Consider the following 21,939-nt stretch of genomic DNA (forward strand, 5'->3'; position numbering starts at 1 on the left):
CAGACGCCGCGCGGACAGGGCCTGGCCGGGTGGCGCGCGTCTCTCCGCCGGCCCCGCCCCGCGCGCTCGGCGGGGCCCACGACGGCCTCCGGCAGTCGGTTCCCGGACTCGGGGCGCCCCGATCGGCGGCGGCGGCCGTAGCCTGGTCGGACGGTATCCGGCGAGCATTGGACGACCTGATGCCCCTCCCGGACGGTGTCGAGGAGCTGGTCGAGTCGGCGGCGCGCGGCGATCCCGCGGCGCTCGACGCGCTGCTGGTCGGGGTCCGCCCGGAGGTGCTGCGGCTCTGCGCCCGCCTGCTGCCGAACCGCCAGGACGCCGAGGAGGCGTGCCAGGACGCGCTGCTCGCGCTGGCCCGGGGCGTCGGCCGCTTCGAGGGCCGCTCGTCGTTCCACACCTGGCTGTACCGGCTGACGGCCAACCGGGCCCGCTCGACGTACCGGGTGCTGCGGCGGCGCTGGCTGGTGGAGGCCGACGGCGTGCCGCTGCCGGAGCCGGTGGACCCGCGCCGCACGAGCGTGGTCGCCGGCACCCGGCTGGACCTGCTCGACGCGCTCGACGCGCTGCGCCCCGAACTCGCCGAGGCGGTGACCCTGCGCGACGTCCTGGGGCTGGGCTACCGGGAGATCGCCGGCCTGCTCGGCGTGCCCGAGGGCACCGTCAAGTCCCGGATCCACGAGGCCCGCCGCCAGCTGCGGCACCGGCTCTCCGGTGAGCCCGCCGCCGGCGAGGGCCGGCGGTGACGGCGACGGGCCGCCGCCGAGGCTTCGGCGGCGCACGGTTCTCCGCCCCGCGGCTCGCCGGGATCGCGGTGGTCGCCGTGACCGTGGCCGTGCCGCTCGCGGGATGCGGCGGCGGGGACGCTCCCGTCTCCCCGCTGCCCGTGCAGGCGCCGGCCTCCCGCTCCCCCGGCCCGGCCCCGCCCTCCCCGTCGGCCCTCCCACCGTCGGCCTCCCCGCCGTCGCCGAGCACGCCAGGCCGTCCGCCGGGCACGTCGGCCGTCGTCCCGCCGTCCCGCCGGCCCCCGCCGGCCGCGCCCCCGACGACCGCCGCCGGGCGTACGCCGACCGCGACGCGCTCGCCGGGCGAGCTGCCCGGCACCTGCTTCGGGGCGGTACGCCACGACCTGGTGCTGGCCGAGACCGAGCTGGCGCTGGTGCGCTCGCTCTGCTTCGCGACCGGCGGGGTGCTGCGGATCATCGGCATCGGGCCGGGTGAGGTCGGCGTGGACCGGGAGGACCTGGTCTCCCGCAGCTACGAGGCGGGGGTGGTCGACATCCGGTTCGTCCGCCCCGGCACGGTGGACGTGCTGATCCCCCAGGGCGGTACGACGCACACGGTCACGGTGGTGGTGCGCTAGCACCGACGGAGGGCGGCGGTGCGCCGGCACGGGCGTACTCCCCCGTCGATGACGGCCCCCTCGATGGCGGGCTGACCAGCCGTTTCCCTAGGCTGGACCGTCATGACGGAGCGGAAGACGATCCTCGTGACCGGCGCCACCGGCAATCAGGGCGGCGCCACGGCCCGCCGGTTGCTCCAGGACGGCTGGCAGGTGCGGGCACTCGTCCGCGATCGGGCCAGGCCGGCCGCGCGCCTCCTCGCGGAGCAGGGCGCCACCCTGGTCGAGGGGGACATGGACGATGCCGGGTCGCTACGCGAGGCGATGCGCGGTGTGCACGGTGTCTTCAGCGTCCAGGCACTGGCACACACTCCGGACGGCCTCGCGGCCGAGGTCAGGCAGGGCAGGACGGTCGCCGACGTGGCCGGGGAGACCGGTGTCGCGCACCTGGTCTACAGCTCGGTGGGCGGCGCGGAGCGGCGGACCGGCATCGACCACTTCGAGACCAAGGCCGAGATCGAGCGGCACATCCAGGCGTCGGGCCTGCCCGCGACCATCCTGCGCCCGGCGTTCTTCATGAACAATCTCCTCCATTACGCCGACGCTGAGGGAGAACGGGTCCTGCGCCTCCAGGTCCTTCCCGACCGACCGCTGCAGATGATCGCCTCCGACGACGTCGGCCGCATCGCCGCGTACGCCTTCGCGCACCCCGCGGACCACCTCGGCACGCAGATCGAGATCGCCGGGGACGAGCTGACCTTCACCCGGGTCGCCGAGATCTACGAGGCGCTCACCGGCACCCCCACCCGCCTGGAACCGCAGCCGGTCGAGCACCGCATGTACGCCTGGTTCGCCGAGAGCGGATACCAGGCCGACATCGCCGGCCTGCGCAACCGGTTCCCCGGGCTGCTGACGTTCGAGGAGTTCCTGCGCGACCGCCTCGGCCGGGCGGCGGCGTCCGCTGGGCACGGGGACCGGGCCGGGGAGCCCGCGAAGCGGGGCGGGCCCCGGGAGAGCTAGTGCCTCGTTCCAGAGCGGTGTCCGTCGGTGGCGGATCCGCACGTACGACGCTGTCGAGCTGATGTCGCAGACGACTCACCGCCCCCTGGTGCCCCAGTAGTGGCCCCGACGACGCCTGATGTCACAGACGACTCAGCTCGACAGCGTCATCCGATCCTCCCGCCCGCGGACCGGCTCGGCGGCCACCGCCGCCCCACGCACCGCGGAGTACCCGCGCAGGGCTACCTGACGAGGCACTAGTCCACCCGCACCCCGGCCAGCAGCGTGTCGACGAAGTCGGCCCGGCTGCCGGCCGGGGGCGTGATCTGCACGTAGACCAGGCCGGCGCGACCGGGTGCGAGCCCGGCGGCCTCGACCACCTCGGGCCGTCCCCGGTCGCAGGTGAACCGGGCCACCACCCAGTCCACGCCCGCCTGTCGGGTACGGCGTACGGGCGCGGCGGCACACCCCGCGTGGGAACGCTCGGCGACGAAGCCCGCCGGGCTGGTGCGCGCGGCGATGCTGACGGAGAGCCCGACGAAGGCACCCGGCACGGTGGGGTCGGCCGCCCACCGGTGCGGGTCGGGCGACATCACCAGGGCGGGTTCGAGCCGGCCGTCGGGTCCGTACCGTCCGGCCCAGCCGGTGCCGGTGGCCCGCCACCCGGGCGGCAGCGCGACGGTGACCGGCCCGCTCGTCCAGCTTCCGGCGTCCCGCCGGCCCGTCGTGTCGTCGCCGGCGGTGGACAGGGCCGCCAGGAGGGTCAGGGCCCCCAGCGCCAGCGCGCCGAGCCGCCGCCGGGCGACCGGCCGCCCCGCCGTGCGCGCCCGGAGGGCCGGATGCCTGACCGTCCCGTCGGCCGGCACGGGAGCGGCCGGCACCGGAGCGGCCGGCACGGGAGCGGCCGGCACGGGAGCAGCCGACGCGGAGGCGGCCGGGGCGGGGCGGCGCAGGGCGGCGCGGAAGGCGGTGGCGTCCGGGTACCGGTCCGCGGCCCGGGGCGCGGTGGCCCGCCGTAGGACCTCGGCCACCTCCGGCGGGGCGCCCCCACCCGCCCCGCCCGCCGCCTGGGCGACGGCGACGGCACCGGGGGCGGCAGCGACGTCGGGGGCCGGGGCGAGGAGGCGGAGGCCGAGCCGGCCCAGCGCGTACACGTCGGCGCGGGTGTCGACGATGGCGAACGGGTCGTCCTGCTCCGGGGCCATGTAGCCGGGGGTGCCGGCCCGGGCGGTGAGACCGGAGGCGGCGGCGAGGGCCTTGGCCAGCCCGAGGTCGGCGATCAGCACCCGCTCGCCGTCCGGGCCGGAGCGGAACAGCACGTTGCCCGGGCTCAGGTCGCGGTGCACCACGCCGTGCTGGTGCAGGACGGCGACGCCGGCGGCGATCTCGGCCAGCAACTCCAGGGCGGCGGGCGCCGGCACCGGCCCGGCCGCCAGCCGGTCGCGCAGGCTGCCGCCGTCGGCCCAGGTCAGCACCGAGTACGGCCGGCCGTCGGCCAGTTCGCCGACCGCGTGGACGCGGACCAGCCGCTCGTCGTCGAGCTGGCGCAACAGGCGGGCCTCGTCCAGGAAGCGCTCCCGTACGCGCAGGTCGTGGTGCCAGTTCTCGGCCAGCACCTTGATCGCCACCCGGGAGTCGAGCACCGGGTCGTGGGCCAGCCACACCGTCGCGAACGACCCCGTGCCCAGCAGCCGCTCGACCCGGTAGGGCCCGATCCGCCCCGGACTGGTCACCGCACCACCCCCGACACCGGCACCGCCGGTCGCCGTTCCGCCTCGACAGTAGACGGCGCAGCGGGCCGGGGGCAGCCCGCGCGGGTCGGCGCGTCGGGCGGGCCGGGGCGCACCGGTCGGGGCCTGCCGGTCGGGGCCTGCCGGTCGGGCGCACAGGTCCGGGCGCACAGGTCCGGGCGCATCGGTCGGGAAGCCGACGAACCGATCCGGCCGGACGGGTGACCAACAAGACAAGGACACCCGCACTCCGGAGAAGGAGATCCCCGTGCACCGTCTCTCGTACACCGTCGTCACCGCCCTGCTGGCCACGGCCGGGCTCGTGCCGATCACCATGGCGGCACCGGCCGCCGCCGCGCCCAGGCCGGCCGCCGTCGCCGGGAACCTGTCCGAACGGACCGACGGCCACCTCGGCGCGGGTACGGACGGCGCCGCCCGGCCGGCCGCCGCCGACCCCGACGAGGTCCGGCTCATCAGCGTCCGGGGCGCGGGGCCGTTCCGGATCGGGGCCCGTCTGGCTCGCCTCACGGCGGCCGGCCTCATCGACTGGATGGTTGCCGGCTGCGACGGCACGGTCCATGCCGGCGTCACCGGGGCCTGGGCGGGGAAGATCCTGCTGGCCTTCCGCGACGGGCGGCTGGTGGAGGTGGGCACCGCCACCGCGCCGCCGCGCACGCCCGCCGGGGCGGGGGTGGGCATGTCCTTCGCCGCCCTGGAGGAGATCTACGGCCCGCGGGGCTCGATGATCCGCAACGACGCGGACGACGCCTCGGCCTATCTGGTGCGCGTCGGTTCCCGGGTGGAGCTGTTCACCGGCCACCCGATCCGGCCGGGGGTCGGCTACCTCCAGGTCGGGCCGGCGTCCGTCGTCGAGCGCGGTTTCCGGGAGGGCCGGTCCTGCTGAGCGACCGGCACCCACGGCGGCGGATCCCTCCGAGGGGATCCGCCGCCGTCCGTTTCGCCCGAACACACTAATGTTGCCGCGCACGATGATGTAGCGCTGGACGATAGTGTGTGGCACACAGTATGGTGTGACGCATGGTTAGCGATGAGATCCTGCGAACGCACCTCCAGGAGTTGCGTCGGGGCACCGTGGTGGTGGCGAGCCTCGTCGCGCTGCGCCGTCCCGACTACGGTTACGCGTTGCTGCAACGCCTCTCCGACCACGGCTTTCCGGTCGACGCCAACACGCTCTACCCGCTGCTGCGGCGGCTGGAGGAGCAGGGGCTGCTGACCAGCGAGTGGAACACCGAGGAGAGCCGGCCACGCAAGTTCTACCGGACCAGCGAGGAGGGCGAGTCGGTGCTGGGCCGGCTCCTCACCGACCTCGCCACAGTGCAGACCTCCCTGACCGGGCTGATCGAAGGAGCCGACCGATGACCACCCTGACCGACCGATACCTCGCCGCGACCCTGCGCTCGGTGCCGGTCGCGCGCCGCGCGGAGATCGCCACCGAGCTGCGCGCCTCGATCGCGGACATGGTCGAGGGCCGTACGGCCGGCGGGCAGGACGCCGTTGTCGCCGAGCGGGAGGTGCTCACGGAGCTGGGCGACCCGGACAAGCTCGCCGCCCGCTACGCCGACCGCCGGTTGCAGCTCATCGGCCCGGCCTACTACCTGGCCTGGTCGCGGCTGATGAAGTTGCTGCTCAGCTTCATCCCGGCCCTGGTCGGCGTGCTGGCCGGCCTGCTCAGGGTCGCCGACGGCGGCAACGCGGGCGAGGGGATCGGCGCGGGCATCACCACCGCCTTCCAGGTGGCCGTCCAGATCGCCTTCTGGGTGACCGTGGTCTTCGCGGTGCTGGAGCGCACCAAGACCCCCCTGCACCTGCCCGCGTGGAGCGTCGACCAGCTTCCGGAGGACACGACCGACCGGCAGATCACCCTCACCGACATCGCCGCCTCGGTCACCTTCCTGGCGCTGGTCATCGCCTACCTGCCGATGCAGCACTTCCGCTCGTTCGTGCCCACCGACGACGGCGAGAACCTGCCGATCCTCGACCCGGCGCTGTGGAGCTTCTGGCTGCCGTTCCTGATCGCGGTGCTGGTGGCCACGATCGGCCTGGAGTTCGCCAAGTACCGGGTCGGGCGCTGGACCTGGCCGCTGGTCGCGGTCAACGCGGTGCTCGGTTTGGCGTTCGCGGCGCCGGTGGTCTGGCTGATGTCGACCGACCGGCTGCTCAACCCCGAGTTCGTGGCCCGCTTCGAGTGGCTCGGCGAGGGCGACAACCTGAACATGGTGGCGACGGCCGTGATCGCCGGCACGGTGCTGGTGACGCTCTGGGACATCCTCGACAGCGCCGTCAAGACGTGGCGCAACCGCACCTGATCCACCACCGTCACGGCCCGGCGCGCCACGCGTGCCGGGCCGTGACGCGTCCGGTCCGCGACGGGCCGGGCCGCCCCGGCCGGGTGCCGGATCGGCGGTGCCCGGCGGGATGAGATCCTGACCTGGATGAACAGCGACACCGACGAGGACTGGCGGCGCCCGGGGCCCACCGCGGAGCAGCGCCGGCTGGACGTCTACATCGGGCTGGCCGCGACCGTCCTGGCGCTGTTCAGCCTGACCCTGGCCCGCAGCGCCGGAGCGTTCCTGCTCGGCCCGCCGCCGTCGGTCCCGGAACAGATCTTCTGGACCGTCGCGGTGACCCTGCCGCTGATCTGGCGACGCCGGTTCCCCGCCGCCGTCACGCTGGTGGTCTCGATCGCGTTCATCGCCGCGCAGGCCCGCTCCGCCCCGGAGACGCAGCTCGCCTCGTGGGCGCTGTTCGCCGCCCTCTACACGTTGGGCGCGTGGGGCCGGGAACGACGGCTGTCCCGGCGGCTGCGGATCGGCGTCATCGCCACCATGTTCCTGTGGCTCGGGGTCTACTACGCGACCACCTACACCACCATCCCCCCGGACGCGTTCGCCCGCGCCGTCGGGCCCGTGCCCCCGTTGCTCGCGGCCATGGTGAACGGCGTGCTCGTCAACGGCCTCTACTTCGGGTTCGCGTACTTCTTCGGGGAGACGGCGTGGCTGGCCGCCCGGCGGCAGCACGAGGTGCAGGCCCGGGCCGAGGAGCTGCGCCGCTCGCAGGCCGAGGTCCGCGAGCACGCGGTGGTGGGCGAGCGGGTCCGCATCGCCCGGGAGCTGCACGACGTCGTCGCCCACCACGTGTCGGTGATGGGGGTACAGGCGTCCGCCGCCCGCCGGGTGTTCGACAAGGACCCGGTCAAGGCCCGCGCGGCGCTGAGCGCCATCGAGGAGACCGCCCGCACGGCCGTCGACGAGCTGCGCCGGATGCTCGGCCTGCTCCGCGCCCGCGACGGCGGCCCGGACCGCCCGGACCAGCCGGGACCGGCCGGAGTCGACCAGATCGCGGCCGTGGTCGAGCGCGCCCGCGAGGCCGGGCTGCGGGCCACCATGGGGGTGTACGGGGACCCGGCGCCGCTGCCGGAGTCGGTCTCGCAGGCCGCGTACCGGGTGGTCCAGGAGGCCGTGACGAACACGCTCAAGCACGCCGAGGGCGCGACCGCGCTCGACGTGCGCATCCGCTACCTGGCACACGAGGTGGAGGTCGACGTGACCGATGACGGACGGGCGACCCGCCCGGCGAACGCCGACGGGCTCGGCCTGGTCGGGATGCGCGAGCGGGTCGCCACCCACGGCGGCGCGCTGGAGGTCGGCCCGCGCGCCGGCGGCGGCTGGCGGGTACGGGCCCGGTTCCCGCTGCCGCTGCCGGTGGGGCGGCCCGCGTGAGCGCCGGCCAGGAGGCGCCCGGGACCGACCGTCCGGTCCGGGTGCTGCTCGCCGACGACCAGCACCTGGTCCGCACCGGCTTCCGGGTCATCCTGGAGGTGGAGGACGACATCGAGGTCGTCGGGGAGGCCGCCGACGGGGAGCGTGCCGCGAGCATGGCCCGGGCGCTGCGTCCCGACGTCGTGCTGATGGACGTCGAGATGCCCGGGGTCGACGGGCTGGAGGCCACCCGCCGGATCACCGCCGGGGAGGACGGGCCGGGCGGGCCGGCCGTACTGATCCTCACCACCTTCGACCGGGACGACTACCTGTTCGCCGCGCTGCGCGCCGGGGCCAGCGGCTTCCTGCTCAAGAACGGCACCCCGGAGGCCCTGATCGAGGCGATCCGGGTGCTCGCCCGGGGCGACGGTCTACTCGCCCCGGAACTCACCCGGCGGGTGATCGCCACCTTCGCCCGCCCCGGCGATCCCGGCCCGCCGGGCAGCCCGAGGACGGCTCCCGAGGCGGCGCTGCGGGACCTCACCCCCCGCGAGCGGGAGGTCCTGGTCCTGGTCGCCGGCGGCGCCAGCAACGCCGAGATCGCCGCCGAGCTGCACCTGGGCGAGGCGACGGTGAAGACCCACGTCAGCCGGGTGCTCGCCAAGCTGGGCCTGCGCGACCGGGTGCAGGCGGTGGTCTTCGCGTACGAGCACGGGGTGGTGCGCCCCGGCGGCTGACCCGGCTCCGCCATGAGGGGGACGTCGTGCTCGATCTCGGGGCGGACGGCGGGGCGCGGCCGGCGATCTAGCGTCGACGCCGTGACCAATGTGCTCCGCCTCGACGGCGTCGACCGCAGCTTCGGCGACCGGCGGGTGCTCCAGAACGTGTCCTTCGACGTGGCCGCCGGCCGGATGACCGGCTTCGTGGGCGGCAACGGCGCCGGCAAGACCACCACCATGCGGATCATCCTCGGGGTGCTCGCCCCGGACGCCGGCGAGATCACCTGGCAGGGCGCTCCGCTGAGCCGGCAGGCGCGCCAGCGCTTCGGCTACATGCCGGAGGAACGCGGCCTCTACCCGAAGATGAGCGTCCGGGACCAGGTGAGCTACCTGGGTCGGCTGCACGGGATGACCGCCGCCGCGGCGCGACGCAACACGGACGCGCTGCTGGAGCGGGTCGGGCTCGCCGAGCGTGGCGACGACCTGCTGGAGACGCTGTCGCTGGGCAACCAGCAGCGCGCGCAGATCGCCGCCGCCCTGGTGCACGACCCCGAGGTGCTGGTGCTCGACGAGCCGTTCTCCGGGCTCGACCCGTTGGCCGTGGACACGGTCGTGGCGGTCCTGCGGGAGCGGGCCGCCGCGGGCGCGCCGGTGCTCTTCTCCAGTCATCAGCTGGACGTCGTCGAGCGGCTCTGCGACGACCTGGTGATCATCGGGGGCGGCGTGATCCGGGCCGCCGGCAGCCGCGAGGAGCTGCGCGCGACGTACACCGTGCCCCGGTACGAGCTGGTGGTGCAGACCGACGCCGGCTGGCTGCGGGACCAGCCGGGGGTGACCCTCGTCGACCTGGACGGCGCGCGCGCCGTGTTCGACCTCGCGCCCGGCGCGGACGAGCAGCCGGTGCTGCACGCGGCACTCGCGCGCGGCCCGGTCCGCGCGTTCCGCCCGGTCAGCCCCTCCCTCACCGAGATCTTCCGAGAGGTCGCCCAGTGAACACGATGCAGGCCACCCGGCTGGTCGCCGGCCGGGAGATCCGGGTCAAGCTGCGCGACCGCACCTTCCTGTTCAGCACCCTGTTCTTCCTGCTGATCGCCGCCGCCGCGACCATCCTGCCGCCGCTGCTCTCCGGCGGCCCGTCGAGCGTGGCGGTGACCGCGTCGGCGGCCGGCCCGCTGCGCGAGGCGGGGCTGGAGGTCCGTACGGTCCCCGACGACCGCGCCGCCGAGCAGGCCGTACGCGATGGCGACGTCGACGCCGCAGTGGTCTCCGGGCCGGCGGTGCTGGCCATGGACGAGGCCCCCGACGACGTGGTGGCGGCGCTGAGCACGCAGCCCGCGGTCCGGCTGCTGGACCCCGACGTGGTGGACCCGGTGGTGGCCTTCCTGGTGCCGTTCGCCTTCGCGTTCATCTTCTTCGTCACCTCGCAGACCTTCGGCGTGCAGATCGCGCAGAGCATCGTCGAGGAGAAGCAGACGAGGATCGTGGAGATCCTGGTCGCCGCGGTGCCGGTACGGGCGTTGCTGGCCGGCAAAATGATCGCCGGCACGGTGCTGGCCCTCGGGCAGATCGCCCTGGTCGCCCTCGTCGCCCTGGTCGGTGTGCAGTTCGGCGACAGCGGCGGGCTGCTCTCGCTGCTGGCCCCGGCGATCGGCTGGTTCCTGCCGTTCTTCCTGCTCGGCTTCGTGCTGGTCGCGGCCATGTGGGCGGCGGCCGGCGCACTGGTGAACCGACAGGAGGACATCGCCGGCGTGTCGACGCCGGTGCAGCTCGCGGTCATGCTGCCGTTCTTCGCGGTGATCTTCCTGAACGACAACGCGACGGCCATGCGGGTGCTGTCCTACGTGCCGTTCTCCGCGCCGACGGCCATGCCGTTGCGGCTGTTCACGGGGGACGCGGCCGGCTGGGAGCCGCTGGTGTCGCTGGCCCTGCTGCTGGTCGCGGCCGCCGCGTTCGTGGCCGCCGGGGCCCGGGTGTACGAGGGCTCGCTGCTGCGCACCAACGGCCGCACCTCGGTGCGGACGGCGTGGCGGTCGCGCGAGAAGACGCTGGGCTGAGCGCCGGCGCCGGCGCGGCACAAGCGGCCGGCGGCGATCAGCGGGACGGTGGGACCGTGTCCCAGCCGGGCGGCAGGGCCGGCACCGGCCAGGCCGGGTCCGGACGCCAGGTCGACCAGGCCTCGTCCCACCAACGCTCCCCCGCGTCGAGCAGGGCGGCGATCCGGTCGCCCTCGGCCCGGATCGCGTCGGCCATCCCCGGGTAGCGCCCCTCTTCCAGGCGCTGGGCGAACATCTCCACGTCCTTCCAGACGTAGCGGTCGGCGCCGGCACCCCACCAGAGGTCCAGCTCGTGGTCGAGGGTGTCCACGCCGACCGGGGTACGCCGCACCGGCTCCTGGAGGTTGAAATACCACCCGGCGAAGGCGCGCCGCGGGCCGGTCCAGAAGACGTCCACGGAGTGCGCCTCACCCGGGCGGTGCAGCATCAGCTTGCCGTGCCCGCTCCACGCCCGGTGCCCGGCGACCTGCCACGGGTGCCGCCCGCACCGGACGCCGCCGGCCTCGGGGAAGCCGAACTCCGCGCCCGGGGGCAGGTAGAGCACGAGCAGGTCGGGCGTGTCCTCGACGCAGATCGTCGGGCAGCCGAACCACACCTCGCCGTGCAGGATCTCGCGCCGGACCACGACGTCGCCCGGCGCGAACCGGCCGCCGTCGCCCGCCCCACCATCGTCTCGCTCCGCCCGGCCCGAGTGGTCCACGCCCCGCAGCCTAGCCAGCGCCGGGCGGCGCACCCCCGACCGCGGACCCGGCGAGTCCGGCGAAATCGGTCGCACGTCGGACAGCACGCGCCCGCGCGCTGCGACACGGGGGCCGCCGCCTCCCGCCGCCGGCTCCCGGTCGGTGCCGGGAGTCGACGGCGGTCGCGGCGGTGCCGGCCCGCGCGCCGGGGACGCCGGGATCAGCCGACGGCCTCCATCACCTCGTCGCTGACGTCGAAGTTCGCGTAGACGTTCTGCACGTCGTCGCAGTCCTCCAGGACGTCGATCAGCTTGAAGATCTTGCGGGCGCCCTCCTCGTCGAGGGGGACGTTGACGCTCGGGATCAGCGACGACTCGGCCGACTCGTACTCGATGCCGGCATCCTGGAGCGCGGTGCGCACGGCGATCAGGTCGGTCGGCTCGGAGACCACCTCGAACGCCTCGCCCAGGTCGTTGACCTCCTCGGCGCCGGCGTCGAGGACCGCCATCATCACGTCGTCCTCGGTCGTGCCGGCCTTGGGGACGAGCACGACGCCCTTGCGGGAGAACATGTACGACACCGAGCCCGCGTCGGCGAGCGAGCCGCCGTTGCGGGTCAGCGCGGTGCGCACCTCGGTGGCGGCGCGGTTGCGGTTGTCGGTGAGGCACTCGATGAGCATCGCCACGCCGTTGGGGCCGTAGCCCTCGTACATGATGGTCTGCCAGTCGGCGCCGCCGGCCTCCAGACCCGAGCCGCGCTTGACGGCGCGGTCGATGTTGTCGTTGGGGACCGAGTTCTTCTTCGCCTTCTGGATGGCGTCGTAGAGCGTCGGGTTGCCGGCCGGGTCACCGCCGCCGGTGCGCGCGGCGACCTCGACGTTCTTGATCAGCTTGGCGAACATCTTGCCGCGCTTGGCGTCGATGACCGCCTTCTTGTGCTTGGTCGTCGCCCACTTTGAGTGGCCGGACATCTGCTACCTCCGTTGCTACCCGCCGTCTGCATCGACCGACCGCGCACGCCCCCGCTCCCGCCGGCGCACGCGGTGGTGCCGGGCAGCCCTGCGGGAAAGCCGTGGACGGGCAGCTGGCCCCGCCGAATCTCGGCAATCCTACCGACGCCCGGCGGGTCGCTGTCACCGCGCCGCGCGCCGCCGCCCCGCCCCGCCACTCAGCGGGACGCGCGGACCATCGCCACGAAGTACGCGTGCACCCGCGCGTCGCCGGTCAGCTCGGGATGGAACGAGGTGGCCAGCAGGTTGCCCTGCCGCACCGCCACGACCCGCCCGGCGGCCGGGCCCTCGGTCACCGTGCCGAGCACCTCGACGCCGTCGCCGACCCGCTCGACCCACGGCGCCCGGATGAACACCGCGTGGAACGGGCCGCCCTCGACCCCGGTGACCCCCACCGGCGCCTCGAACGAGTCGACCTGCCGGCCGAACGCGTTGCGCCGTACGGTCATCTCGATGCCGGCGAAGCCGCGCTGGTCGGGCCGGCCGTCGAGGACCTCGGTGGCCAGCATGATCATGCCGGCGCAGGAGCCGTAGACCGGCATGCCGTCGGCGATGCGCTTGTCGATCGGCTCGCGCAACTCGAAGATGTCGGCCAGCTTGCTGATCGTGGTCGACTCACCGCCGGGGATGACCAGCCCGTCCACCGCGTCCAGCTCCCGCGCACGGCGTACCGGGCGGGCGACCGCACCGGCCTCGGCCAGCGCGGCGACGTGCTCGCGGACGTCCCCCTGAAGGGCGAGCACGCCGATCACGGGTGCGTCGCTCATCTGCCGTTCCTCTCGTAACGAACGTGCCGGCGCGGTTGCTGTGTAAGGAAGGGCACCTTCCTATGCACCAGGCGACAGGAAGGTGCCCTTCCTGACAGCTCACCAGCCGCGCTCGGCCAGGCGGTGCGGCTGCGGGATCTCGTCCACGTTGATGCCGACCATCGCCTCGCCCAGGCCCCGGGAGACCTTGGCCAGCACGTCCGGGTCGTCGTGGAAGGTGGTGGCCTTGACGATCGCGGCGGCGCGCTGCGCGGGGTTGCCGGACTTGAAGATGCCGGAGCCGACGAAGACGCCCTCGGCGCCGAGCTGCATCATCATCGCGGCGTCGGCCGGGGTGGCGATGCCACCGGCGGTGAAGAGCACCACCGGCAGCTTGCCGCTCTCGGCGACCTCCTTGACCAGCTCGTACGGCGCCTGGAGCTCCTTGGCGGCCACGAACAGCTCGTCGGTCGGCAGCGAGCTCAGCCGGCGGATCTCCTGGCGGATCCTGCGCATGTGGGTCGTGGCGTTGGAGACGTCACCGGTGCCGGCCTCGCCCTTGGAGCGGATCATCGCCGCGCCCTCGGTGATCCGGCGCAGCGCCTCGCCGAGGTTGGTCGCCCCGCAGACGAAGGGGACGGTGAAGGCCCACTTGTCGATGTGGTTCGCGAAGTCGGCCGGGGTCAGCACCTCGGACTCGTCGACGTAGTCGACGCCGAGCGACTGGAGGATCTGGGCCTCCACGAAGTGACCGATCCGGGCCTTGGCCATGACCGGGATGGAGACGGCGTTGATGATGCCGTCGATCATGTCGGGGTCGCTCATCCGGGACACCCCGCCCTGGGCGCGGATGTCGGCGGGCACCCGCTCGAGCGCCATCACCGCGACGGCGCCGGCGTCCTCGGCGATCTTGGCCTGCTCGGCGTTGACCACGTCCATGATCACGCCGCCCTTGAGCATCTCGGCCATGCCGCGCTTGACGCGGGCGGTGCCGGTGACGGGGCTGGCGCTAGCGTTCTGGGCAGTGGTTTCGGGCACGGGTCATCGCTCCTCGAACGTGCTCGGGGGGTGGCTGCGGAAATGCTACGACGGCTCCAACGCCGATCCGACAGCCAATCAGACCCACGGTGGCCTGCACTGTGGCAGCCATCACCGGCCCCGCGTGGTTCCTCCCCACCTGCCCCGCTGCTCCCGGATGCGAGGTCCGTCCCCTCCCCGCCCGCGATGCTTCCCCGCGGGGACGCCCGCTGGGGGTCAGGTGGCGGGGACGTCAGCCGGGACGGTCAGGGTGGGGTCGTCGATGTCGAAGTAGGTCGGCCACGGCCGGCGGCGCCCCATCCGCAACAGGCGCACCAGCGGGCGGCCCCGCGCCGCGCGGGCGTCGCGGACCAGGTCGGTGTGCACCTGGCGGGCCAGGGCGAGCCGCCGGCTGGCGCCGATCACCGCCTCGCAGCCCGGATCCGCCGGGTCCAGCTCCACCGCCCGCAACTGGCGGGTGAGGTCGTTCTCGGCGGCCTCCCGCTCGTCGGGCTCGGCGTCCAGCGCGATCCGCGCCGCCGCGTACAGCTCGACGCCGTAGCGGCGCTCGGCCAGGACCGCGGCGGCCGCCGCCCGGCGCAGCAGGTGGGCCTCCAGGGCGCGGGCCGCCAGCTCGGCCCGCGCGTGCAGCCGGGCGACCCGGCCGGCGGTCCAGACGAGGTACGCCGCCACCAGCCCGACGACCAGGGTCGCGAGCACCACCCACCACACGCCCGACATCGTCTAGTCCAGCCCCACCCATTCGGTGTCCATGACCCGCCCGTCGGTGGCCTCGATCGCCGCCGCGTACACCTCCAGCACCCGCCGGGCGACCACCGGCCAGTCGAAGGTGGCCACCACCTGGTCGCCGCAGGCGGTCAGCGCGGCCCGGGCGCCGGGATCGTCGAGCAGGTCGGCGAGGGCGGTACGCAGCGCGGCCGGGTCCCCGGTCGGGAAGAGCCGGCCGGCCCGACCCCCGTCGAGCACCCGGCGGAACGCGTCGAGGTCGCTGGCGAGGACGGTCGTGCCCGCCGCGAGCGCCTCGGTGAGGATCATCCCGAACGACTCGCCGCCGGTGTTCGGCGCCACGTAGAGGTGCACGCTGCGCAGCATCCGCGCCTTGTCCTCCTCGGAGACCAGCCCGAGGAAGGTCACCCGGTCCCGCAGGTCGGCCGGGAACCGCCCGAACAGGTCGTCCGCGTCGCCGGGCCCGGCCACCAGCAGCCGCAGCCCGGGCCGCTGCCGGGCCAACTCGACGAAGGCGTCGCGCAGGATCGGGAAGCCCTTGCGGGCCTCGGTGAACCGGCCGAGGAACCCGATCGCCCCGTCGCGGCCCGGCGGGCACTCCCCCGGCCAGCCCGGCAGGGGCTGCGCGTGACTGAACTTCGCGACGGCCACCCCGTTGGGGATCTCCACCGCCCCGCCGTCCATGTGCTCGACCTGCACCTTGCGCGCCAGGGCGCTCACCGCGATCCGGGCGGTGATCCGCTCCAGCACGATCTGGAGCACGCCCTGCGCGGCGGCCAGCGCCCGCGACCGGGTCATCGCGGTGTGGAAGGTCGCCACCACCGGGCCACGCGCGGAGAGCACGGCCAGCAGCGACAGGCTCAGGGTCAGCGGCTCGTGCACGTGCAGCACGTCGAACTCGCCCCGGATGATCCACCGCCGCACCCGCGCGGTGGAGACCGGGCCGAAGGCGATGCGGGCCACCGAGCCGTTGTACGGCAGCGGCAGGGCCCGTCCCGCCGGCACCACGTACGGCGGCAGCGGGGAGTCCTCGTCGGCCGGGGCGAGCACGCTCACCTCGTGCCCGAGCCCGATCAGCGCCTCGGCGAGGTCCATGACGTGGTTCTGCACTCCACCGGGCACGTCGAAGGAGTACGGGCACACGATGCCGATGCGCACGTGCAAACGCCTCCCTTACGCCTGTCCGGCGGCCGGGGAGGGCAGAGTCGCGTCGCCGCCCCTGCCGTGCTGGTCCAGCCACATCCGCTGCAACATGTGCCAGTCTTCCGGATGCCGGGCGATGCCCGCCGCCAGACCGTCGGCGATCCGCTGGGTCAGCGACCGGACCCGCTGGTCGAGCGGGCCCTCCTCGGGGCCGGGCAGCGGCAGCGGTCCCTCGATCGAGGCGCACGCCGCGTCCGCCTCGTACCACATCGAGGCGACGTAGAGCGGCGCTCCGGTGCGCAGCGCGAGCAGGGCCGGGCCCGGGGGCATCCGGGTGCGGTGACCGAAGAACTCGACCTCCACGCCCCGCGCGGAGAGGTCCCGGTCTGCCAGCAGGGGCACCACCGTGCCGGCCCGGACCCGGTCGACCAGTACGTCGAAGGCGTTGCGCTCGCCGCCGTGGGTGGGCAGGATCTCCATGCCCAGGCTCCGGCGGAAGGCGAGGAAGCGCTGGTAGACGCCCTCGGGCTTGAGCCGCTCGGCAACGGTGGTGATCGGCCAGCCGGTCGCCGCGACCCAGGCGCCGGCCGCGTCCCAGTTGCCGGCGTGCGGCAGCGCCACCACCGCGCCCCGCCCGGCCGCCACGTCGGCCGCGAGCTTCGCCTCGCCGTCGAGCCGGAACCCGGCCAGGATCTCCGCCCGGCTGAGCGCGGGCAGCCGGAACGCCTCCAGCCAGTACCGGGCGTACGAGCGCAGGCCACGACGGACCAGCTCGTCGAGCTCGGCCTCCGGCAGGTCGGGGCCGACCACCCGGCGCAGGTTCGCGCGCAGTCGGGCCGTACCGCCGCCGCCGCGACGGTGGGCGCGGTCGGCGCCCGCCCGGAACGCCGCCGCCGTGACGGACCGGGGCAGCGCGCGGATCACGCGCCACCCGGCGACGTAGCCGAGCTCGGTGAGGTTCACCGGCGCCGGCCCCCCGGCCCCGGCCGACCGGCGGGTGTCGCGCTCACCCCTGCCCGCCCGGGGTGTGCACCCGCTGGGCCTGGCGGTGGACGTGCGCCATCCGCTGGCCGACGGTGAAGATCGACACGGCGGCCAGCAGCCAGAGCGCGATCTCCAGCGCGGGCTTGACGTTGAAGCCGGTGAGCAGCCCGCCGACGCCGACGATGAGCAGCCGTTCGGTGCGCTCGGCGATGCCCACGTTGCAGGTCATGCCGAGCCCCTCGGCGCGGGCCTTCACGTAGGAGACCAGCCCGCCGGCGGCCAGGCAGAGCAGCGCGGCGGCGACGCCCGAGTACTGGTGCTGGGTGGCCAGCCAGTACGCCACCGCGCCGAAGACGGCGCTGTCGGCGACCCGGTCCATGCTCGAGTCGAGGAACGCCCCGAACTTCGTCGAGCCCCCGCTCATCCGGGCCATCGTCCCGTCGAGCAGGTCGGTGAGCGCGAAGAAGGTGACTATCAGGGCCCCGGCGACCAGATGACCGCGGGCACCGAAGCCGAGCGCGCCGACGAGCACCCCGAGGGTGCCCGCCACGGTGACCGCGTTGGGAGTTACGCCCGCTCGGAGCAGGCGGCGTGCGACCGGCTCGACGACACGGGTCATCCCCGCGCGGGCCGACACTTGGAAGATCTTCGCCATGGCGGTCCCACGATAACGGTCCGCGTAGCAGCAGCGGTACGGCCGGTCAGGCGACCCGCGGGGACGGAGCCTTGTGCCGACCCCGGATCGGGTGTGAGATCGAGGCAGGGAAGTGAGCCAGCTCACCCACCCGCCCGTTGATTACCCGCAAACCGGCACCACACCGGAGGATGTCGCCGCGGAACCCGACCGGGCCGCTTCCCCGTCGCGCGCGGCGGTCGCCACCAACCACGGCTGAGGGAGGTGCGCCCCATGGCGCAGAAGAGTCAGGAGAAGGGGGCCGCCGGCGGCGCGCCGGTGGTGACCGAGCCCGGCAGGATCCGCAACGTGGTGCTCGTCGGGCACTCCGGAGCGGGTAAGACGACGCTGGTCGAGGCGCTGCTCGCGGCGAGCGGCACGATCGGCCGGGCCGGCGACGTCGCCGACGGCACCACCGTCTGCGACCACGACCCGGCAGCCGTACGCCAGCAGCGCTCGGTGAGCCTGGCCTGCGCCCCGCTGCTGCACGACGGGATCAAGGTCAACCTGCTCGACACCCCCGGCTACGCCGACTTCGTGGGCGAGCTGCGGGCGGGGCTGCGGGCCGCCGACGCGGCGCTGTTCGTGGTCTCCGCCGTCGACGGGATGGACGCCGCCACCGCCGCCCTCTGGGAGGAGTGCGCGGCGGTCGACATGCCCCGGGCGGTCGCCGTGGCCCGGCTGGACCACCCGCGTGCCGACTTCGACGAGGCCGTGGCACTGTGTCAGCGGGTCTTCGGCGACAACGTGATGCCGCTCTACCTGCCGATGCTCGGCGACGACGGGATCTCCACCGTCGGCCTGCTCGGCCTGATCACCCGCCGGGTCTTCGACTACACCGCCGGCCTGCCGGCCGAGGTACGCGAGCCGGACCCGGAGCACCTGCCCGCCATCGTCGAGTCCCGCAACGAGCTGATCGAGGGGATCATCGCCGAGAGCGAGGACGAGTCCCTGATGGACCGCTACCTCGACGGCGAGGAGATCGGCACCGACGTGCTCGTCGACGACCTGGAGAAGGCGGTCGCCCGCGGCCACTTCTACCCGGTGGTGCCGGTCTGCGCCGAGACCGGCGTGGGGCTGGACGCGCTGCTGGAGGTGCTCACCGCCGGCTTCCCCTCGCCGCTGGAGCACGAGCTGCCGGCGGTCGCCGGGGTGGACGGCTCCCCCCGGCCGCCGCTGACCTGCGACCCGGACGGCCCGCTGGTCGCCGAGGTGGTCAAGACGACCGTCGACCGGCACGTCGGGCGGGTCTCCCTGGTCCGGGTCTTCTCCGGCACCCTGCGCCCCGAGCAGACCGTGCACGTCTCCGGGCACGGAATGGCCGAGCGCGGCCACCCCGACCACGACGCCGACGAGCGGGTCGGCCACATCTACACGCCGCTGGGCGCGAGCCTGCGCGAGGTGGGCGCCTGCGTGGCCGGCGACATCTGCGCGATCACCAAGTCGGGCAGCGCCGAGACCGGCGACACCGTCTCCGCCAAGGACGACCCGCTGCTGATCGCCCCCTGGGAGATGCCCGAGCCACTGCTGCCGGTGGCCGTCGCGGCCCGCAGCCGCGCCGACGAGGACGCCCTCGCGCGCAACCTGGCCCGCCTGGTCGCCGGCGACCCCACCATGCGGCTGGAGCGCAACCCGGAGACCCACCAGCTGGTGCTCTGGTGCATGGGCGAGGCGCACGCCGACGTGGTGCTGGAGCGCCTGCGCGCCGGCGGGGTGGAGCTGGACACCGAGCCGGTCCGGGTCGCGCTACGCGAGACGCTGACCGTCGCGGCAAAGGGGCACGGCCGGCACGTCAAGCAGTCCGGCGGCCACGGCCAGTACGCCGTCTGCGACATCGAGGTCGAGCCGCTGCCGCCCGGCGCCGGATTCGAGTTCGTCGACCGGGTGGTCGGCGGGGCGGTGCCGCACAACTACGTCCCCTCCGTCGAGAAGGGCGTACGCGCCCAGATGGAGCGGGGCCTGGTCGCCGGCCACCCGGTGGTGGACCTGCGGGTGACCCTCGTCGACGGCAAGGCGCACAGCGTCGACTCCTCCGACGCGGCCTTCCAGACCGCCGGCGCCCTCGCCCTGCGCGACGCCGCCGGGAAGGGGCAGCCGGCGCTGCTGGAGCCGATCGACGAGGTGGCGGTGCGGGTGCCCGACTCCTCGGTGGGCGCGGTGATGGGCGACCTGTCCGGCCGGCGCGGCCGGGTGCTCGGCACCGAGGCCGACCCCGAGGCCGAGGGGCGCACCGTGGTCCGCGCCGAGGTACCCGCCACGGAGCTGCTCCGCTACGCGGTCGAGCTGCGCTCCATGACGTCGGGCACCGGCACGTTCCGCCGCCACTTCGTCCGCTACGACCCGATGCCCGCCCACCTGGCAGACCAGCTCCGCAAGGAACACCCCACCCACCCCTAGCCACCGCCCCTCGCGGTCGATCATGCAGTTGTGGTGCCCCCTGAAAGGTGCGATTCGGGGCACAACGGCCACCACAAGTGCATGATCGACTCTCGTGAGGGGGTCAGGGGCGGGTCAGGGGCGGGTCAGGGGCGGGCGGTGGGGGGCAGGGGGCTCGGGTGGTGGGGGCGGTCGGCGTCGCGGAGGGCGGCCGAGCGCAGCGCGGCCAACTGGCGCTCCACCTCGGCGAACTGGTCGGCCGGCAGCGGACCCCGGCGCAGGGCCCCGGCGTTCTCCTCCACCTGGGCCACGGTGCGGCAGCCGGGGATCGGGACGGTGCGCTCGCTGCGCGCCCAGAGCCACCCGAGCGCGCCCTGGGCGAGGGTACGCCCGTCAGCGGTCAACGCCGCCCGCACGGCGGTGACACGGCGCAGCCACTCCGGCGCCGGCCGGCCGCCCCGGAACCACTCCAGCCAACCGGGGGCGACGCCGCGCACGTCGTCGCGGGGCAGCGTGGAGCCGGCCGTGTACTTGCCGGAGAGCAGGCCCATGCCCAGCGGTCCCCGGTTGACGCTGGCGAGGTCGTACTTGTCGCAGACGGCGAGCAGTTCGGGGGCGTCCCGGAGCACCGACAGCGTGTGCTGCACGGCGGTGGCGTGCCGGGCGTCCCGCCCGAACGCGGCGGCCCGGTCGGGGCGGTCGGTGCTCCAGCCGTACGCCCGGATCAGCCCTTCGGCGACCAGGTCCTCCAGGGTGCCGACGAGCGCCTCGGCCCGCGGCACCGGCAGGTCCGCCAGGTGCAGCTGGTAGAGGTCGATCCGGTCGGTGCCCAACCGGCGCAGCGAGTGTGCGACGGCCCGCCGCAGGTACGCCGGGGAGGTGTCCTCGCCGGTGGCCTGGCGGGTGGCCTCGTCGAAGGTGTAGCCCCACTTGGTGGCGATCACGGCCTCGTCGCGCCGGCCGGCGAGGGCCCGGCCGAGCACCCGCTCGCCGTGCCCGGCCCCGTAGGTGTCGGCGGTGTCGAAGAGCGTCACGCCGAGGTCGAGCGCGTGCCGGATCGCGCGGACCGACTCGTCGTCGTCGACGGCGCCCCAGCCCAGCGGCTGGCCGCCCTCGGCCCAGGGGCCGCCGATCGCCCAGCACCCCATGCCGAGGGCGCTGACCTCGATGCCGCTGCGGCCCAACGTCCGCGTCGTCACTGCCATCGCCAGATCGTGCCACCTCGCGCCCGACCCGGGGCGGGAAGTTTGCCGACGACACGACCGCAGCCGCCGACCGGCCCGGACCGACGCTTCGGGTCGGTCATCCAGGAGCCGGACGCGGGGAGCGGCGGGCGGAGCCGCACACCGTCACGGACCGCCGGAAAGAGCGAGGGTCGGTCTAGGTCGGCCAGGCCCGGGTGAACAGGTCGCGGGTGTCGGTGAGCAGTTGCGGCAGGACCTTCGTCTGCCCGATCACGGGCATGAAGTTGGCGTCGCCGCCCCAACGGGGCACCACGTGCTGGTGCAGGTGCGCGGCGATGCCCGCGCCGGCCACGCCGCCCTGGTTCATGCCCAGGTTGAACCCGTGCGCGTTGCTCACCTTGCGCACCACCCGCATGGCGGTCTGGGTGAACGCCGCCAGCTCGGTCGTCTCGGCCAGGTCCAGCTCGGTGTAGTCGGCCACGTGCCGGTAGGGGCAGACCAGCAGGTGCCCGGGGTTGTAGGGATAGAGGTTGAGCACCGCGAACGCGTGCTCGCCCCGGGCCACCACCAGGCTCTCCCCGGGCGCCAGCCCCGGGGCCCGGCAGAACGGGCAGCCGGCGGGCCGCTCGTAGCCGCCCTCGGGCCGGTCCTCCCCGGAGATGTAGGTCATCCGGTGCGGAGTCCAGAGCCGCTCCAGGCCGTCGGCCATGCCGCTGTCCATGTGCCGTTCCACCCCAGTCACGCCACCGATCCTACGTTCCCGGCGACGCCCGCTCCGGACGCCGTACGCCGGTCCGCGCCCGACCCCGACGCCCCCTGG

22 protein-coding genes are annotated in these 21,939 nt (G+C 74.6%); 11 read left to right on the forward strand and 11 right to left on the reverse strand.

Going from position 1 to position 21,939, the window contains the following annotated elements; all coding sequences use genetic code 11:
• Positions 1 to 179: 179 nt before the first annotated feature.
• From EV374_RS31385 to EV374_RS31395, 3 genes are all read left to right on the forward strand, one after another.
• Positions 180 to 743 (forward strand): RNA polymerase sigma factor, encoded by a 564-nt coding sequence (locus tag EV374_RS31385; protein ID WP_132240788.1) that lies wholly within the window; start codon positions 180 to 182, stop codon positions 741 to 743.
• A complete protein-coding gene (locus tag EV374_RS31390) occupies positions 740 to 1,360 on the forward strand; it encodes a Rossmann-fold NAD(P)-binding domain-containing protein (RefSeq protein WP_132240789.1) in 621 nt (206 codons plus the stop codon). The genes EV374_RS31385 and EV374_RS31390 overlap by 4 nt, the downstream gene beginning before the upstream one ends.
• Positions 1,361 to 1,462: 102 nt before the next feature.
• On the forward strand, positions 1,463 to 2,359 hold the full coding sequence (locus tag EV374_RS31395; protein ID WP_132240790.1) for an NmrA/HSCARG family protein: 897 nt from the start codon (positions 1,463 to 1,465) through the stop codon (positions 2,357 to 2,359).
• A 236-nt stretch (positions 2,360 to 2,595) separates the two neighbouring features.
• Here EV374_RS31395 and EV374_RS31400 read toward each other — a convergent pair whose 3' ends face one another.
• The gene (locus tag EV374_RS31400; RefSeq protein WP_132240791.1) at positions 2,596 to 4,071 is read right to left on the reverse strand and encodes a serine/threonine-protein kinase; all 1,476 of its coding nucleotides are present in this window, start codon (positions 4,069 to 4,071) and stop codon (positions 2,596 to 2,598) included.
• Positions 4,072 to 4,336: 265 nt separating this feature from the next.
• Between EV374_RS31400 and EV374_RS31405 the strand changes: the two genes are divergently transcribed.
• The 7 genes from EV374_RS31405 (at position 4,337) to EV374_RS31435 (ending at position 10,560) form a co-directional block, all read left to right on the forward strand.
• Positions 4,337 to 4,972, forward strand: a complete 636-nt coding sequence (locus EV374_RS31405; RefSeq protein ID WP_132240792.1) for a hypothetical protein — start codon at positions 4,337 to 4,339, stop codon at positions 4,970 to 4,972.
• Between the two features lie 134 nt (positions 4,973 to 5,106).
• Positions 5,107 to 5,448 carry a PadR family transcriptional regulator gene (locus EV374_RS31410; RefSeq protein ID WP_089001033.1) on the forward strand — a complete coding sequence of 114 codons (342 nt, stop codon included), beginning with the start codon at positions 5,107 to 5,109 and terminating at the stop codon, positions 5,446 to 5,448.
• Positions 5,445 to 6,395: an HAAS signaling domain-containing protein gene (locus EV374_RS31415; protein WP_132240793.1), complete on the forward strand. Its 951-nt coding sequence runs from the start codon at positions 5,445 to 5,447 to the stop codon at positions 6,393 to 6,395. The genes EV374_RS31410 and EV374_RS31415 overlap by 4 nt, the downstream gene beginning before the upstream one ends.
• A 126-nt stretch (positions 6,396 to 6,521) precedes the next feature.
• Positions 6,522 to 7,808 carry a sensor histidine kinase gene (locus tag EV374_RS31420; protein ID WP_132240794.1) on the forward strand — a complete coding sequence of 429 codons (1,287 nt, stop codon included), beginning with the start codon at positions 6,522 to 6,524 and terminating at the stop codon, positions 7,806 to 7,808.
• A complete protein-coding gene (locus EV374_RS31425; RefSeq protein WP_132240795.1) occupies positions 7,805 to 8,524 on the forward strand; it encodes a response regulator transcription factor in 720 nt (239 codons plus the stop codon). Before EV374_RS31420 ends, EV374_RS31425 begins: the two co-directional genes overlap by 4 nt.
• Positions 8,525 to 8,605: 81 nt before the next feature.
• Complete coding sequence (locus EV374_RS31430; protein WP_132240796.1) at positions 8,606 to 9,499, forward strand: ATP-binding cassette domain-containing protein; 894 nt, start codon at positions 8,606 to 8,608, stop codon at positions 9,497 to 9,499.
• A complete protein-coding gene (locus EV374_RS31435; RefSeq protein WP_132240797.1) occupies positions 9,496 to 10,560 on the forward strand; it encodes an ABC transporter permease in 1,065 nt (354 codons plus the stop codon). Before EV374_RS31430 ends, EV374_RS31435 begins: the two co-directional genes overlap by 4 nt.
• Positions 10,561 to 10,597: 37 nt before the next feature.
• On the opposite strand, the gene EV374_RS31440 is transcribed toward EV374_RS31435, so the two are convergent.
• The 8 genes from EV374_RS31440 to pgsA form a co-directional block, all read right to left on the reverse strand.
• Positions 10,598 to 11,260 (reverse strand): ribonuclease FAU-1 family protein, encoded by a 663-nt coding sequence (locus tag EV374_RS31440; RefSeq protein ID WP_207914690.1) that lies wholly within the window; start codon positions 11,258 to 11,260, stop codon positions 10,598 to 10,600.
• A gap of 200 nt (positions 11,261 to 11,460) precedes the next feature.
• Positions 11,461 to 12,210, reverse strand: coding sequence for a YebC/PmpR family DNA-binding transcriptional regulator (locus tag EV374_RS31445; RefSeq protein ID WP_101409175.1), 750 nt, complete (start codon positions 12,208 to 12,210; stop codon positions 11,461 to 11,463).
• A 197-nt stretch (positions 12,211 to 12,407) separates the two neighbouring features.
• Positions 12,408 to 13,016: a pyridoxal 5'-phosphate synthase glutaminase subunit PdxT gene (pdxT, locus tag EV374_RS31450; protein ID WP_132240798.1), complete on the reverse strand. Its 609-nt coding sequence runs from the start codon at positions 13,014 to 13,016 to the stop codon at positions 12,408 to 12,410.
• 99 nt (positions 13,017 to 13,115) lie between these two features.
• Positions 13,116 to 14,033 carry a pyridoxal 5'-phosphate synthase lyase subunit PdxS gene (pdxS, locus tag EV374_RS31455; protein ID WP_132240799.1) on the reverse strand — a complete coding sequence of 306 codons (918 nt, stop codon included), beginning with the start codon at positions 14,031 to 14,033 and terminating at the stop codon, positions 13,116 to 13,118.
• Positions 14,034 to 14,249: 216 nt separating this feature from the next.
• A complete protein-coding gene (locus tag EV374_RS31460) occupies positions 14,250 to 14,753 on the reverse strand; it encodes a hypothetical protein (RefSeq protein WP_132240800.1) in 504 nt (167 codons plus the stop codon).
• Positions 14,754 to 14,756: 3 nt separating this feature from the next.
• Positions 14,757 to 15,917, reverse strand: a complete 1,161-nt coding sequence (locus EV374_RS31465) for a glycosyltransferase family 4 protein (protein ID WP_132240801.1) — start codon at positions 15,915 to 15,917, stop codon at positions 14,757 to 14,759.
• A 15-nt stretch (positions 15,918 to 15,932) separates the two neighbouring features.
• On the reverse strand, positions 15,933 to 16,865 hold the full coding sequence (locus EV374_RS31470) for a phosphatidylinositol mannoside acyltransferase (protein WP_132240802.1): 933 nt from the start codon (positions 16,863 to 16,865) through the stop codon (positions 15,933 to 15,935).
• Between the two features lie 43 nt (positions 16,866 to 16,908).
• Positions 16,909 to 17,541 (reverse strand): phosphatidylinositol phosphate synthase, encoded by a 633-nt coding sequence (gene pgsA / locus EV374_RS31475; RefSeq protein WP_132240803.1) that lies wholly within the window; start codon positions 17,539 to 17,541, stop codon positions 16,909 to 16,911.
• A 252-nt stretch (positions 17,542 to 17,793) separates the two neighbouring features.
• On the opposite strand from pgsA, the gene EV374_RS31480 reads away from it, so the two are divergent.
• Positions 17,794 to 19,956: an elongation factor G-like protein EF-G2 gene (locus EV374_RS31480; RefSeq protein WP_132240804.1), complete on the forward strand. Its 2,163-nt coding sequence runs from the start codon at positions 17,794 to 17,796 to the stop codon at positions 19,954 to 19,956.
• Positions 19,957 to 20,081: 125 nt separating this feature from the next.
• Here the strand turns inward: EV374_RS31480 and EV374_RS31485 are convergent, their stop codons facing one another.
• Both EV374_RS31485 and EV374_RS31490 read right to left on the reverse strand, forming a co-directional pair.
• Positions 20,082 to 21,140, reverse strand: coding sequence for an aldo/keto reductase (locus tag EV374_RS31485; protein WP_132240805.1), 1,059 nt, complete (start codon positions 21,138 to 21,140; stop codon positions 20,082 to 20,084).
• A 175-nt stretch (positions 21,141 to 21,315) separates the two neighbouring features.
• On the reverse strand, positions 21,316 to 21,828 hold the full coding sequence (locus tag EV374_RS31490) for an HIT family protein (protein ID WP_207914693.1): 513 nt from the start codon (positions 21,826 to 21,828) through the stop codon (positions 21,316 to 21,318).
• Between the last annotated feature and the right edge of the window lie 111 nt (positions 21,829 to 21,939).

Source organism: Micromonospora sp. CNZ303, from assembly GCF_004345505.1.